Source organism: Actinoalloteichus sp. GBA129-24 (assembly GCF_001941645.1).
Classification (GTDB): Bacteria; Actinomycetota; Actinomycetes; order Mycobacteriales; family Pseudonocardiaceae; genus Actinoalloteichus_A; species Actinoalloteichus_A fjordicus.
Genome location: NZ_CP016077.1, coordinates 7,163,282 through 7,176,669, shown reverse-complemented (window position 1 = coordinate 7,176,669; position 13,388 = coordinate 7,163,282). Strand labels below are relative to the sequence as shown.

Below are 13,388 nucleotides of genomic sequence, written 5' to 3'. Positions count from 1 at the left end.
CGGGGAACTCGGGGCGACCCGAGGAAGGAGAGAAGTACAGATGCGAGGGGTATACAGGACGGGCACGACCGTCCTCGCCGTCGCCGCTCTCGGGTTCGCCGCAGGTTGCGGCAGCGCCGACGAGACCAACGGCGGAGGCGGCAACGGCGACGCGGAGTTCACCATCGGACTGTCGGTCTCCACGTTGAACAACCCGTTCTTCGTCGACATTCAGGACGGCGCACAGGAGGCGGCTGCCGAACTCGGCGTCGACCTCATCGTGCAGGACGCCCAGAACGACCCGGCGACCCAGATCAACCACGTCGACACCTTCGTCACTCAGGGCGTCGACCTGATCATCATCAACGCGGTCGACTCCGACCAGGCGACTCCGGCCGCCGCCGCAGCAGCCAACGCGAACATTCCGGTGATCGCGCTCGACCGGTCGATCACTGACGCCGAGGTGGCGCAGGAGATCGTCTCCGACAACGTCCAGGGCGGCGAGCTGGCTGCGGATGCGCTGGTGGAGGCGGGCGTCGACGGCGACGTCGTCGTGATCCAGGGCATCCCCGGCTCCTCGGCCAGCCGGGACCGCGGCGAGGGCTTCGGCAACGGCGTCGAGGCGAACTCCGCGCTGAATGTCGTCGCCGAGCAGCCCGCGAACTTCGACCGGACCGAGGGCATGGATGTGATGGAGAACATCCTGCAGTCCAACGGCGACATCGCGGGCGTGTTCGCGGAGAACGACGAGATGGCACTGGGCGCGATCCGGGCGCTCGGCGACCGGGCGGGCGAGGACGTGCTCGTCTTCGGCTTCGACGGCACGCCGGACGGGCTCGACGCGATCGTCTCCGGGACGCTGGCGGGCACCATCGCCCAGCAGCCGGAGGAGATGGGCCGTCAGGCGGTGGAGCAGGCCCTCGAGCTGCTCGACGGCGGCGAGATCGAGCCCGTCATCCAGGTCGAGGTTCAGGCGGTCACGCCGCAGAACGTCGAGCAGTACACCTCCTGATCCGGTGATGAACAGGCGAGCAGACGTGGTGGTGGTCGGGTCGGCCAACGCCGATCTCGTGGTCACGGTCGCCCGGCGACCCTCGGCGGGCGAGACGGTGCTGGGTGACGACGTGACCACGATCCCCGGTGGTAAGGGCGCGAATCAGGCGGTGGCGGCAGGCAGGCTCGGCGCTTCGGTCGCCCTGCTGGGTGCCGTCGGTGCCGATCAGTACGGCGAGCTTCTTCGCGAGTCGCTGCGGTCGGCGAACGTCGACACCGGCCTGCTGCGCACGGCGGATCGTCCCACCGGGAACGCCTTCATCACGCTGACGCCCGACGGCGAGAACACCATCGTGGTCTCGCCGGGGGCGAACGCCTCGGTGCTGCCCGCCGATGTGGCGGCGGCCTCTTCTGAGGTCGCCGCCGCCAAGGTGGTCGTCCTGTCGTTGGAGATCCCGCTGGAGACGGTGCGTCATGCCGTCGAGGCGGCCTCCTCGGCGGGAGTCCGGGTGTTGCTGAACCTCTCGCCGGTCGCCTCGCTCGACGAGGAGACGCTGGGCCGCCTCGATCCGCTGGTGGTGAACGAGCACGAGGCGGCGTGGCTGCTCACCGCGCGGGACTCGGCGCAGGAGGACTCAGCGCAGGACTCGGCGCAGGAGGACTCAGCGCAGGACTCGGCGCAGGAGGACTTAGCGCAGGACTCGGCGCGGGAGGTCTCGGCGCAGGACTCCGCTGACGCCGCGCGCTACGTGGAGATCGCACGCAGGCTGCGGGCGCTCGGCCCGCGCTCGGTGGTGGTCACGTTGGGCGCCAAGGGAGCGGTGACCTCCGACGAGAACGGAACGACGGTGATCGCCGCACCCGAGGTGCGGGCGGTGGACAGCACCGGCGCCGGTGACGCCTTCGCCGGTGCCCTCGCGGTGGGACTGGCGGCGGACCGGCCGCTGGCGGACGCGGCTGCCTTCGCGGCACGGGTCGCGGCGACCGCCGTGACGAGAGTGGGCGCGCAGCCCTCGTATCCGACGTCGAATGAGGTGATCTCGTGAAGCGAGACGGCATTCTTCATGCCGGACTGAGCGGAGCGCTCGCCCGGCTCGGACACACCGATCGGGTCGTGGTGGCCGACTGTGGGCTGCCCATTCCCGACGGACCAGAACTGATCGACCTGGCCTTCCGTTTCGGTGTGCCGTCTTTCCTCGAGGTCGTAGACGGGCTGCTCGCCGAGGCGGTCTTCGAGAGCGCGCTGGTGGCAGGCGAGATGGACAGCGGGAATCCGATGATCGCCAAGGCGCTGATCGAGCGGCTGGGCGAGCCGGAACGAGTGCAGCACGAGGAGTTCAAGAGCCTGGTCGCGGACTCGCGTCTGGTGATCCGCACCGGCGAGGCGACGCCCTATGCGAACGTCATCCTTCGCTGTGGAGTCCCGTTCTGAACTCACCAGGACAGCCGAACGAACACGGTCGGCACGCCCATGCCGACCTCGCCCGCCGCAGCGGTCGGCACGCCGACCGTGTTCCTCGCAGTCGTGACGACCTGGTCGGTGCCCCAGTAGGGTCTCAAGACCATGGCGGTCACGGGTCTGCAAGGGGTAGGGGTCAGCGCCGGGCGAGCGGCCGGGCCGATGGTGCGGGTGGCCGATCCGCTGCCGCCGCCGGAGTCCGGCCCCGCCCCTGCTGATCCTGCCGAGGAGGCCGCCCGGATCCGCCCCGTCGCCGAGGCGGTGGCGGCCGAGCTGTCCGCCCGCGCAGGCCGGGCCGACGGCGAGCCGAGAGCGGTGCTGGAGACCACGGCGGCCATGGCCGCCGACCCGGCGCTCATCGCCTCGGCGGAGACACTGGTCGTGCAGCGCGGGCTGCCCGCCCCTCGTGCGGTGTACGAGGCGGCAGGCACGTTCGCCGACGACCTGCGTGCGCTGGGCGGCTATCTCGGCGAGCGGGCGCGCGACGTGCTCGACGTCCGAGATCGGCTGGTGGCCGAGCTGTCCGGGGTGCGGCCGCCCGGCGTGCCCGTCCTCGAGGCGCCCGGCGTGCTGGTGGCCCGCGACCTGGCCCCGGCCGACACCGCAGACCTCGATCCCGCGCTGGTCTTGGCGCTGGTCACCGAGGAGGGCGGCCCCACCAGCCACACCGCGATCCTGGCCAGGGCACTGCGCATCCCCGCCGTCGTCGGCTGCCGGGGCGCCCTGGAACTCGCCGAGCCGGTCGGACTGATCGTCGACGGCGACACGGGTCTGGTCCAGGTGCAGACCGGCGAGATCTCGGTGCAGGCGGTCGATCGGGCGGCAGAGCCGTCCTGGACCGGACCGGGGCACACCTCGGACGGCGATCCGATCCCGTTGCTGGCCAACGTCGGCTCCGTGACGGATGCCGCCACTGCCGTCGCGGCAGGCGCGGAGGGCGTCGGCCTGTTCCGCACCGAGTTCTGCTACCTCGACGCGGAGACCGAGCCGACCGAGGCGGCCCAGCGAGCCGCCTACGCGGAGGTGCTGGCGGCGTTCGCAGGCCTGCCCGTGGTGGTCCGCACCCTCGATGCCGGATCGGACAAGCCACTGCCCTTCCTGTCGGGCTCCTCGGCCGAGCCGAACCCGGCTCTCGGCGTGCGCGGCCTGCGGATCGGCCGCGAGGAGGTCGGCGTGCTCGATCGGCAGCTCGCGGCCATCGCGGGCGCCCAGGCCGACTCCGGGGCATCGGTCTCGGTCATGGCGCCGATGGTGGCCACCGCCGAGGAGGCCGACTGGTTCGCGACGCGGGCGCGGGCGGCGGGCCTGAATCGCGTCGGCGTCATGATCGAGGTTCCTGCCGCGGTGCTGACCGCACAGGAGGTCTTCGGTTCGGTCGACTTCGTCAGCGTGGGGACCAACGATCTGGCGCAGTACGTCTTCGCGGCGGATCGGATGCTGGGCTCGCTGGCCGGGCTCAACGATCCGTGGCAGCCCGCCCTGCTGCGGCTGCTCGCCCTGTTGGGGCGGGCCGCGCGGGAGACCGGCACCCCGGTGGGCGTCTGCGGCGAGGCGGCAGGCGATCCGCTGCTTGCTGCGGTGTTGGTGGGGCTGGGCGCCACCAGCCTCTCCATGGCGGCAGGGTCGTTGGCCTCGGTCGGCAATCGACTGGCGTCGATCAGCAGGGCGCACTGCATCGCGGCAGGGCAGGCGGCGCTCCTCGGGACTGATCCGGCCTCGGTCCGGGCTGCCGTCGTCGAGTCGATCAGCGCAGCGTTCGACGGCGCGCCGAGGCACGAGGGGGATCGGCCCGCGGCAGAGCGCTAACGTCGGGAGTTGCGGACCCGGATGGAACTGGCCTTGGCCGTCCCGTCGAGCCGCAGCCGCCGTTCCGGCTCCGCGCTCGGTGATCGCGTCTGATCCCGGAAGAAGCCGAAGCGGTTGTCGAGATCGATCGACTCGACCAGCGTCGTCCGCGACACGGTGATCTCCACATTGGACCCTTTGACGTCGAACTCGATCTCGACGGTCCGCGAGGCGAACTCGGCCTCGCTGAAGTCCAGCCGGACGTCGCCCGCGAGCGCGTCGATGCAGATCGCCGAGGGCACGGCCCACGGGCCGTTGCGCACGAGGCTGGAGCGAGAGACCTTCAGATGCAGCGGTCGACGAGCAGGCAGCGGGGTGACGACCAGCCCGGGCAGGTCGATCAGAAGGACGTTCAGCTCTTCCCTGGTCCGGGAGGCCAGGGCCTGATCGGTACGTTCGCTGAACTCGTCGAGGTCGATGAGGCCGAGCCCGATCGCCTTCTGCAGCAGTCCGATGACATGCTCACGTTCTGCGTGGGACACACGGAGACGCCGTGGCGGTACCGGATCTGCGGCTGTCACGACGTCCACGGTAAGACATCCCGGCCGTCGATGAGAGCGATTCGACGCCTTTCCACCCCGACGCCCGTCAGTCGTCGTCGAGGCCGTGTTCGATGGCGTATCTGGTCAGCTCCACGCGATTGTGCAACTGGAGTTTTCGCAGCGTGGACTGGACATGGTTCTCGACGGTCCGATGCGAGAGCGACAGCCGAGTGGCGATCATCCGTGCCGACAGACCCTTCGCGACCAGCCGGAGCACCTCGGTCTCCCGCTCGGTGATCCTCGGGGTGTCGGCCGCTCCCTCGGACACCGACGCCATCCGCCGGAACTCTCCGAGCACCAGGCCTGCCAGGCCTGCGGTGAACACCGCATCGCCTGCCGCGGTCTGCCGCACCGCGTCCACCAGTTCCGTCACCGACGCCGACTTCAACAGGTAGCCGGAGGCGCCCGCCTTCACCGCCTCCAGGACGTCGGCGTGTGCGCCGCTGGCGGAGAGCACCAGCACGCGGGTTCGCGGCAGCGCGGCACCGAGCCCGATGATCGCCTGTACTCCGGAGACCTCGCCCAGATGGAGGTCCATCAACACGACGTCGGGACGCACCGTCGAGGCGATGCGCACTGCGCTCTCGGCATCCGATGCGGTCGCCACCACGGAATAGCCGCGTTCGGACAGATCGCGGGCCACACCGTCCCGCCAGATCGGGTGGTCGTCGACGACCATCACCGAGATGGCTGGCTCATTCATCGCCGTCGTCTCCTTTCTCGCTCGACCGTTCTGGGCACGCGTGCCTCCCATTCGGTACCTGCGCCGGGCGCCGTCTCCAGGGTGAGGGTGCCACCGAGGGCAGTCACGCGGGCCCGCATCGACAGACACACCCCCATTCGGCCTGCGGCCTCGGCCTCCGCGAGCCTGCCCGCCGGAATGCCGTCGCCGTCATCGCGCACGCTGAGGATCACGGCGTCGCCGAGGTCTTCCAGCAGGACCCATGCCGAGGCCGACGGGCCGGCATGTTCGTCCACATTGGCCAAAGCCTCCTTTGCCACCGCCAGGAGTTCGATCGCCATCGCCGAGGGCAGCGGCACCGGGGTGGCGGGCACGGAGACCTCGACGCGGGACGTCGCGAGCAGTCGGAGGCCGACGCCGAGGTCGATCTCGTCGGACTCGGCGGGCTCCTGCGGCGCGGTGCTGACCAGGGTGCGCAGGGCGATCTCCTGTTCGCCCGCCATCCTGGCCAGCTCCGCCGCCTCACCACCTAGCTCCGCACCCCGTCTGCGGACCCGCGCCAACACCTGGAGCACGCTGTCGTGGACCATCCTGGCGAGCCGCTCCCGCTCCGTGGTCGCGGCGTCGAGGCGGACCGCCCTGCGAAGCTGTTCCTCGGAATGCCGTGCCGTGACGGCGACCAGCCCGAGGACCAGGCCGACGCCGATCAGCAGCACCGCGTCCCTGGCGAGGTCGACGTTGAGATAACCCCTGGGCAGGATGTTGGTCACCGAGGCGACGAATCCCGCGAGCACGCCCGCCACCGGGCCGCGCTGCACGGCGACGACGATCACCGCTCCCGGCGCCCAGATCGTCGTCACCAGGGGGGTGGTCGAGACGTCGAGCTGGCTAGGGCTGAGCACGTATTCGGAGGCGAGCACCAGCACCTGGGTGAGGACGAGATCGCCGAGTACCAGGCCGTTCCCGCGCCTGGCGGGCTGGAGGTAGAGGACGGAGGTGAGCGCGGTCCACGCCGTCATCACGAGGAGGACGGCCAGCCCCAGTTCCGGCCGACTGTATCGATCGATATTCACCAGCACCCCGACTGCAGCGAACAGCAGAGTGACGATCCGTAGGACGACAGCGCCTCTCCAGAGCGGAGTCGTCGTGTCTATTCGACTTCGGGTAACTGAATCGGGTGTATCTGATCGCTCCACGTATTCCTCCTCCGGTGCCATTGTTGTTCCGTTCGTGTTTGTGTCGACCCCCAGGTGGCGGTCTTCTGCTGTCTCGTCTGGTGTGTCAGGCTGACTTGAAGACCAGGGGGAGGGCCGACGGAGTGGGGAGCAGTCCGTCGGAGAGGGATTTCTGAGGTGATGTCGCTCTCGGCAGAGCGCCGCCTCGGACGGTTTCGCGTCGGCCCTCAACCCGTACACGCGGGGAGGCAGCGTGCGGCAGTGGTCCTTGTGGACGCTCCCTCTGAGTGCCCTGTGCTACTGGCTGGTCATCGATGCGGCGGCCCTGACCACCTCGGCCGTCGTGGTCATCAACGCGGAACCGCCGTTTGATCTGGACATCGCGCGATTCGCGGGCATCGCCGTCACGGCCACCGCCGTCATCGTCGGAACCTCGGTCTTCATCCACCTGTCTCGAGACACCAAGCGAAACCCGTGGTCGGTGCACGCGTGCTATCTGGTCGCCGGGATCATGGTGCTGCCGCCGAATCTGCTGATCCTGCTGCTGCTCGGACCGGCTCTCTACGGCGTGATCGGTGCGAGGATGCAGCCGCATCGCTGGGTCTTCACCACGGCGGGCACCGTGCTGGCCACGCTCGCCGCGCGGCTGATCCTCGGCTGGGAGACGCCGAGCTGGCATCCCGCCATGCTGCTGGCGGCAGGCGCCGTGCTCGTGCTGGCCAGAGCCGCGATCATCGCGCTGGGCCTGCGGCTGCGCAGACCGAAGGCGACGGGCTCGGAGATCCTCGGCGATCCGATCGACGTCACCCTGGGCATCGTCGCCGTCAGCGTGGGCGTGCTGATGGCCCGGGTCGTCGTCGATGAGCCGGTGATGGCGCTGCTGGCGGGAGCGCCGATGGTGCTGCTCGAACAGGTCGGGCACCTGCCGCAGTGGCGGCGTTCCGCACAGCGCGACGCCAAGACCGGGCTGGCCAACTCGATGCACTGGGACCGGCTCGCCGTCGACGAGCTGCGTCGCGCCGAGAGCAGGAAGAACCCGACCGCCGTGCTCCTGCTGGACCTCGATCACTTCAAACGGGTCAACGACGATCTCGGGCACCTGGCCGGGGACTCGGTGCTGGCCGCCGTCGCGCTCCTGCTGCGTACCAACATCCGACGCGGCGATCTCGTCGGCCGATTCGGTGGCGAGGAGTTCGTGATCCTGCTCCCCGCCACCGGCTCCTCGGAGGCCGAGGCCATCGCGCAGCGCGTCCGTCGCTCCGTCGCCGCCCTCCGGGTGCCGCTGACGACGGCGGACGGCAGCCCGCACGAACTCGTCGGTCTGACGGTGAGCATCGGCGTCGCGACCACGCAGCGCTTCGGCTATGAGCTGCCGGATCTGCTGGCCGCAGCGGACTCCGCGCTGCTGGCGGCCAAGGGGTCCGGCCGCAACCTCGTCACCATGGCCTGACCGGGGCCGACGGCGGCTCGACGAGCGCGGGTTCGGCGCCCAGCCGGGGATCCCGACGGTGTTCGGCGGGCCGGGACGGCCGGACCCCGCCGAACACGATCATCGGTCAGCCCGCGTCCGGCTCGACGTTCTTGGGCTGCCTGCGTCGGGCGCCGGGCTTGCGGATCTTGGGCAGCACGGCGCGTGCCTTGCCCGGATTCAGCCGGTTCAGTTTGGGCAGGCTGAGCCGAGGACGCTGCGGCTCCTCCTCCGGTTCGTTCGCCGCGTCCTGCCGCAGCGACTTGACGGCGGCGTTGAGCACGGCGAGCAGCGGCACCACCAGCAGTGCGCCCGCGATGCCCGCCTGCACGACGCCGACGGCGATGGCGAGGACCACCGCGAGGGGATGCAGCCGGACGGCCCTGCCGAGCAGGAGCGGCTGAAGCACGTGGCCTTCGAGCTGCTGCACCAGCAGGACGACCAGCAGCACCAACAGCGCGGTCACCGGGTTCACCGTCACCAGTGCGACCAGCACGGCAACCGAACCGGAGAGCACGGCGCCGATGATCGGCACGAAGGCGGCGAGGAACACCAGCGCCGCCAGCGGGATCGCCAGCGGGACGTCGAGGATCAACAGGCCGATGCCGATGCCCAGCGCGTCGACGACGGCGACCAGCGCGGTCGCCCGCACGTAGCCGACCAGCGTGCGGAACGAACGGGTGCCCGCCGTGTGCACGCGGGTGCGGACGTTCGCGGGCACGATCTTGACCAGGAAGGACCAGATCTTCTCACCGTCGTAGAGGAAGAAGATCAGGGTGAACAGCGTCAGCAGGATGCCTGCCAGCAGCTCGCCCACGGTGGCCGCGGTCGACAGCGCACCGGAGGTGATGATCTCCTGGTTCTCCTGAAGCATGTCGATGAACCCGGCCAGGAACTGGTCGATCTGATCCTGTTCCAGGCTGAGCGGTCCGTTGATCAGCCAGTTGCGGATCGTCTCCACGCTCGTCGTCAGCCGGACGACCATCTCGGGGAGGCCGTTGGTGAAGGCGCTGATCACGAATGTCAGCACGCCTGCCACGATCGCGAGACCCGCGATCAGCACGAAACCCGCCGCCAAGCCCCGGGGCACTCCTGACTTGGTCAGTCGATTGACTGCGGGCGCCATTAACGCGGAGAGCAGCAGTGCCACCGCGATCGGGATCACGACCACTCTGGTCGCCACCACGATCAACGTCAACACCCACAGTGCTGCCGCGATGATGAGCAGTCGCCAACACACCGCACTGGCAACCTGCAGACCGCGTGGTACCGACGAATCCACCGGATCTTGGCTGGTCTGCTTCATCTCAGTCACATACTTACGGTAGCTCGCCGATCCGGGCGTCCCGCACGGATCGGCATCTCGCCGCGATGGGGGCTCGATGGCGGATCACGTCAGGCACGCTGATCTCACCGATTCGGAACTGGCAGTGCTGAACTGCTTCGCGGGCGGTGACGTCCACCGGCTGCCGGACGCCGACGGCGCCCGCTCGCTTCGCGGCGGGTTCCTCAGCGGGCTGCTCACCGGACTCTATCGGGTCAGGCCGAGGGGAATCCCGGCCCTACGGCTGATCGGCGCGCGGGTGACCGGGCGGCTGAACCTGGAGGCGGCGGAGGTCAAGCATCTCGTCGACCTGCGCGACTGTCACTTCGACGAACCCGTCGAACTCCAGATGTCGAAGATCACCGGTCTGCGGATGACCGGCTGCCGAGTGCCCGCGCTGTCGGGCCGGAATCTGTGCGTCGACAGCGATCTCGTGCTGGAGGGCGGTTTTCGCAGCGACGGCGTGGTCGATCTCACCGACGGGGAGGTGCGCGGCACCCTGCGGCTGACGAACGCAGTCCTCCGCGGCAATCCCGATCACGCTCTCCTCGCAGGCAGGCTGAAGGTCTCCGGCTCGGTACAGGCCACCGGACTGCGCGCCCTCGGCGAGGTCCGACTGCGCGGCGCCGAGATCGGAGGCAGTCTGCATCTGACCGGTGCTCGGATCGGCAATGCAGGCGGCAATGCGTTGGAGGCGTCGGGACTGGTGGTGGCGGGCAACCTGTTCTGCGACTCCGGACCGTTGGTCTCCGGACGAGGAGTCTCCGGACGGGGCGACAGCGGACGGATCCGCTTCTTCTCTCACGGCCGGATCCTCTTGCCCGGGGCCCGCATCGGCGGCGACGCGGTGTTCTCCGGCGCGAGGATGGAGATTCCGGCGGTCCCGGATCGGCACACGACGGTCATTCCCAGCGGGGTGCTGGACACGAACGCGGCGCTGATCGCCGATCGAATCCGGATCGAGGGCAACCTGGAGTTGGACGACGACCTGCGAGTGATCGGCTCCATTCGGCTCCCCTCCGCACAGATCGGGGGGCACCTGCATCTCTCCGGTGCCACGCTGGGACGTCCGGCCAGCGTGTCCACGCTGCCCGTTGTCGGCGCGGCGGCCGACTCGCCCCGCATCCCGGTGGCCCTGCTGGCCGACGGAGCGCACATCGGCGGCGACCTGGAGGCCAGGGCCCGCGTCGGCGCGCGGAACGGCAACGAGGCGCCGCTCACGGCCTACGGCCAGGTCCGACTCGTCGACGCGAGCATCAGGGGCAACGCCAGGCTCACCGGCGGTCGGCTGCACGGGCGGGGACTGGATGTGCTGTTGGCCGACCGCATTCACGTCGGCGGCACCCTGTTCTTGCAGTACCTCGTGGCGGAGGGCTCGCTGCGACTGCAGAACGCGCAGATCGGTTCGAGCCTCGACTGCACCGGCGCACGGCTGACCATGCCCCGATGCAGGCAGGACGGCACGATCAAGCCGTCGCTGGACGCCAGGGTCGCCGTGGTGGGCAAGGACCTGTTGTGCAGCCGAGGCTTCGTCGCGACCGGCGGCGTTCGGGTTCGTCTCGTCGAGGCTGGCAAGCTGGTCAGCTTTCATGAGGCGACGTTGGGCGGTGCCTCGGATCGGGGCGGTGCAGGCACCGCGACGCCCGCTCTGAACGCCTACGGCCTCTCCGCACCGAGGTTCGTGTTCCGTTTCGGCGTGCCGCCGAAGGGGTCGGTCGTCCTGACCAGGGCCAAGGCCGCCTCGGTTTCCGACGCCGCCGAGTTGTGGGAGGCCGAGGGCGGGGTGGAGCTGGAGGACTTCGCCTTCGAGAGCATCGCCGCCGCCCCGCCCGTGATGGTCCGGACCCGGCTTCGATGGCTGCGCCGGGTGCTGCCCAACTACCTGCCCTGGCCTTATGAACAGCTGGCCAGGGCCTATCGGGAGGCCGGGGACGACGAACAGGCCGACCGGGTGCTGCTTGCCAAGCAGAAGCGTCGATTCGCCGCGCTGGGGCCGATCGGCCGCGTGTGGGGCAGGCTGCAGGAGTTCACCGTCGGGTACGGCTATCGGCCTTGGCTGGCGGGCTGCTGGCTGGTGCTGTTCTGGCTAGGCGGTGCCTGGTGGTTCCGAGGCCACGAGATGCAGAATCTCGACGACGGGCAGAATCCGGTGTGGAATCCGTGGCTGTTGTCGGCGGATCTGCTGTTACCCGTGGTGAATCTGGGACATGACGGTGTCTGGCGGATAGACGAGTCCTCCCAGTGGATAGCGGGTGTGTTGACCGCCGCCGGGTGGATTCTCGCCTCCACCGCCGCGGCGGGAACCACCCGAGTGTTGAAGCGCGGCTGACATGATGATCGAGCAGGTCTGGCTGCCAGGATGTCGGCTACGAGTCACAACAACCGGGTGCGCCACTCATCCAGGGGTGCTTGCGGACACATTCTTTCCCGATAACGCGAACATCAGGTGATCTCTACTGCTTGCCGTTCATCCGGTCCGGTGATCTTCTCCGCTGGGCCTAACGCCGAGGCTTTCCTGCTGGGTACTGTGATCACCACAGCACGGGAGCAGACGTTCCCTGGATTCACGAGAATCCGTTGTGCGCAGGGATTTCGCTGATTGCGAGAGGTGAACCGGTGTCCGGATCAGATCGGCAGCCACAGACAGGAGCACGCCGTCTGCGGCATGTCCTGTCTCGTGCCCTGCTGGTCCTGGGCGGCACCGCAGCCTGTACTGCGGCAGCGTGGAGCTTCTCCGGCGCGGCCAGTGCGGACACCACCTCGTCGCACCCTTCGTCTTACCCGGAGTCGGGCAGGCCTGCTGGCCTGCTGGGCGGTCTCACCGACGGCGGCGTCTCTCGACTCACCGAGCTGGAGCTGATCGACACGGTCGATCAGGTCGTCGAGGTTCCTCTCGAGGGCGCCGGTCGGCTCCTCTCCGTCCCGCACGAGGACGAGCCCGTCGCGCAGGAGTCGGGGAACGACAGGGAAGACGGCCCGCTTCGCACCGTCATCCGGCCGATCGGCGAGGCTGCCGACGGCATCACCGGACTGGTGCGATCGGATTCGGAATCCGACGGCGGGCTGCTGCCGGAGTCGCCCTCCCTGCTTCCGCTGATCGGTCTCGGCGGCTCGGGAGGCGGTGGCGACGCGGCGACCGATCCCGGTCTCATCGGAAGCCCTCCCGCCTCGGGCCCGCTGCGGCCCTTCGACCGGCCCACCGGGCAGTCGTCGGATGAGCAGGGCGAACACGGACCGGAATCCGACGAGGAGGACTCGGCGGCCGAGGCAGAACGGGATGACGCGTCGGACGAGGTCGCCGCCGGTGGTCCCACCCCGATCTTCGTCGTGATCCCGCAGTCGGTTCCGCTGCCCGCCGTCGACACGGCCTCGATCGACGCCGCCTCCGACGCGACCCCGCACGGGACGTCTGCTGTGGGTCGCCTGCCGAGTGCGGGCATCGCGCCGCATTCCGCTTCATCAGCGCATTCCGGCGCCAACCTCGCGGGCGGGGTCATTCCCGGTTACGTGGTTCCAGCCGCGCACTCCCCGCTGCGCACGGCCGGTTCGGCTGTGCGGTCCGCCGCCGTCGGCGCCTCGGCTGAATTCGCCGAGCAGCCCGGCACCACTCCTGACTGAATCCCGCGCGCGGTATCGGCCTTCGGGCTCGTCGCTGCGGGTGATTCCCCTGCGTGCCTGAGTTCTCTTCGCCGATGCCGTTCCTGCCCATCCTCGGGTGTCGCCGCTTCAGCGCGGCCGCCCGTCCCTGAACAGGGTGGTCGGGTCCGCAGCGTGATCAGTCCGCTTCCACTCGGACCGGCTCGGCCATCCCCTCCTCATCGCTCTCGGGCCATGAAAGACGGAAGGAGAACTCCCATGCAGACTTGGGCGAAGCACCGCAGAGATGAGCTTCCCGCCGGAGGTGCAGGCGGAGACCACAGC

General features: G+C 69.5%; 12 protein-coding genes. 7 read left to right on the top strand and 5 right to left on the bottom strand.

The features are described from left to right. Positions 1 to 40 precede the first annotated feature (40 nt). Genes UA75_RS32325 through rbsD form a run of 3 tightly spaced genes read left to right on the top strand, consistent with a single transcriptional unit; the run spans position 41 to position 2,404 of the window. Positions 41 to 991 carry a substrate-binding domain-containing protein gene (locus tag UA75_RS32325; RefSeq protein WP_083683855.1) on the top strand — a complete coding sequence of 317 codons (951 nt, stop codon included), beginning with the start codon at positions 41 to 43 and terminating at the stop codon, positions 989 to 991. Between the two features lie 7 nt (positions 992 to 998). Then, a complete protein-coding gene (locus UA75_RS30850; RefSeq protein WP_075743211.1) occupies positions 999 to 2,018 on the top strand; it encodes a ribokinase in 1,020 nt (339 codons plus the stop codon). After that, complete coding sequence (gene rbsD / locus UA75_RS30845) at positions 2,015 to 2,404, top strand: D-ribose pyranase (RefSeq protein WP_075743210.1); 390 nt, start codon at positions 2,015 to 2,017, stop codon at positions 2,402 to 2,404. Before UA75_RS30850 ends, rbsD begins: the two co-directional genes overlap by 4 nt. A gap of 2 nt (positions 2,405 to 2,406) precedes the next feature. Here rbsD and UA75_RS35010 read toward each other — a convergent pair whose 3' ends face one another. Next, positions 2,407 to 2,538, bottom strand: coding sequence for a hypothetical protein (locus UA75_RS35010; RefSeq protein WP_257787492.1), 132 nt, complete (start codon positions 2,536 to 2,538; stop codon positions 2,407 to 2,409). Here UA75_RS35010 and UA75_RS30840 point away from each other — a divergent pair. Beyond that, entirely contained in the window at positions 2,537 to 4,237 is a 1,701-nt protein-coding gene (locus tag UA75_RS30840) for a putative PEP-binding protein (RefSeq protein ID WP_083683853.1), read from the top strand. The two genes, UA75_RS35010 and UA75_RS30840, sit on opposite strands and share 2 nt — an antisense overlap. Here the strand turns inward: UA75_RS30840 and UA75_RS30835 are convergent. From UA75_RS30835 to macS, 3 genes are all read right to left on the bottom strand, one after another. After that, positions 4,234 to 4,797, bottom strand: coding sequence for a DUF1707 domain-containing protein (locus UA75_RS30835; RefSeq protein WP_198042885.1), 564 nt, complete (start codon positions 4,795 to 4,797; stop codon positions 4,234 to 4,236). The genes UA75_RS30840 and UA75_RS30835 overlap by 4 nt on opposite strands. A gap of 67 nt (positions 4,798 to 4,864) precedes the next feature. Then, positions 4,865 to 5,521 carry a response regulator gene (locus tag UA75_RS30830; protein WP_075743208.1) on the bottom strand — a complete coding sequence of 219 codons (657 nt, stop codon included), beginning with the start codon at positions 5,519 to 5,521 and terminating at the stop codon, positions 4,865 to 4,867. Continuing rightward, positions 5,518 to 6,717 carry a MacS family sensor histidine kinase gene (macS, locus tag UA75_RS30825; protein WP_075743207.1) on the bottom strand — a complete coding sequence of 400 codons (1,200 nt, stop codon included), beginning with the start codon at positions 6,715 to 6,717 and terminating at the stop codon, positions 5,518 to 5,520. The genes UA75_RS30830 and macS overlap by 4 nt, the downstream gene beginning before the upstream one ends. 211 nt (positions 6,718 to 6,928) lie before the next feature. Between macS and UA75_RS30820 the strand changes: the two genes are divergently transcribed. Further along, positions 6,929 to 8,125 (top strand): diguanylate cyclase, encoded by a 1,197-nt coding sequence (locus tag UA75_RS30820; RefSeq protein ID WP_075743206.1) that lies wholly within the window; start codon positions 6,929 to 6,931, stop codon positions 8,123 to 8,125. A 106-nt stretch (positions 8,126 to 8,231) separates the two neighbouring features. On the opposite strand, the gene UA75_RS30815 is transcribed toward UA75_RS30820, so the two are convergent. Further along, positions 8,232 to 9,449, bottom strand: a complete 1,218-nt coding sequence (locus tag UA75_RS30815) for an AI-2E family transporter (protein ID WP_083690961.1) — start codon at positions 9,447 to 9,449, stop codon at positions 8,232 to 8,234. Between the two features lie 76 nt (positions 9,450 to 9,525). On the opposite strand from UA75_RS30815, the gene UA75_RS30810 reads away from it, so the two are divergent. Together UA75_RS30810 and UA75_RS30805 are read left to right on the top strand one after the other, a co-directional pair. Further along, on the top strand, positions 9,526 to 11,796 hold the full coding sequence (locus UA75_RS30810; protein ID WP_075743204.1) for a hypothetical protein: 2,271 nt from the start codon (positions 9,526 to 9,528) through the stop codon (positions 11,794 to 11,796). A 287-nt stretch (positions 11,797 to 12,083) separates the two neighbouring features. After that, on the top strand, positions 12,084 to 13,085 hold the full coding sequence (locus UA75_RS30805) for a hypothetical protein (protein ID WP_075743203.1): 1,002 nt from the start codon (positions 12,084 to 12,086) through the stop codon (positions 13,083 to 13,085). The last annotated feature ends 303 nt before the right edge of the window (positions 13,086 to 13,388 follow it).

Excerpts from the sequence above, each read along its gene's own strand:
- UA75_RS32325 (WP_083683855.1), top strand. The coding sequence starts at position 41 with ATGCGAGGGGTATACAGGACGGGCACGACCGTCCTCGCCGTCGCCGCT.
- UA75_RS30850 (WP_075743211.1), top strand. The coding sequence starts at position 999 with ATGAACAGGCGAGCAGACGTGGTGGTGGTCGGGTCGGCCAACGCCGAT.
- UA75_RS30840 (WP_083683853.1), top strand. The coding sequence starts at position 2,537 with ATGGCGGTCACGGGTCTGCAAGGGGTAGGGGTCAGCGCCGGGCGAGCG.
- UA75_RS35010 (WP_257787492.1), bottom strand. The coding sequence starts at position 2,538 with ATGGTCTTGAGACCCTACTGGGGCACCGACCAGGTCGTCACGACTGCG.
- UA75_RS30830 (WP_075743208.1), bottom strand. The coding sequence starts at position 5,521 with ATGAATGAGCCAGCCATCTCGGTGATGGTCGTCGACGACCACCCGATC.
- macS (WP_075743207.1), bottom strand. The coding sequence starts at position 6,717 with ATGGCACCGGAGGAGGAATACGTGGAGCGATCAGATACACCCGATTCA.
- UA75_RS30815 (WP_083690961.1), bottom strand. The coding sequence starts at position 9,449 with ATGAAGCAGACCAGCCAAGATCCGGTGGATTCGTCGGTACCACGCGGT.
- UA75_RS30810 (WP_075743204.1), top strand. The coding sequence starts at position 9,526 with ATGGCGGATCACGTCAGGCACGCTGATCTCACCGATTCGGAACTGGCA.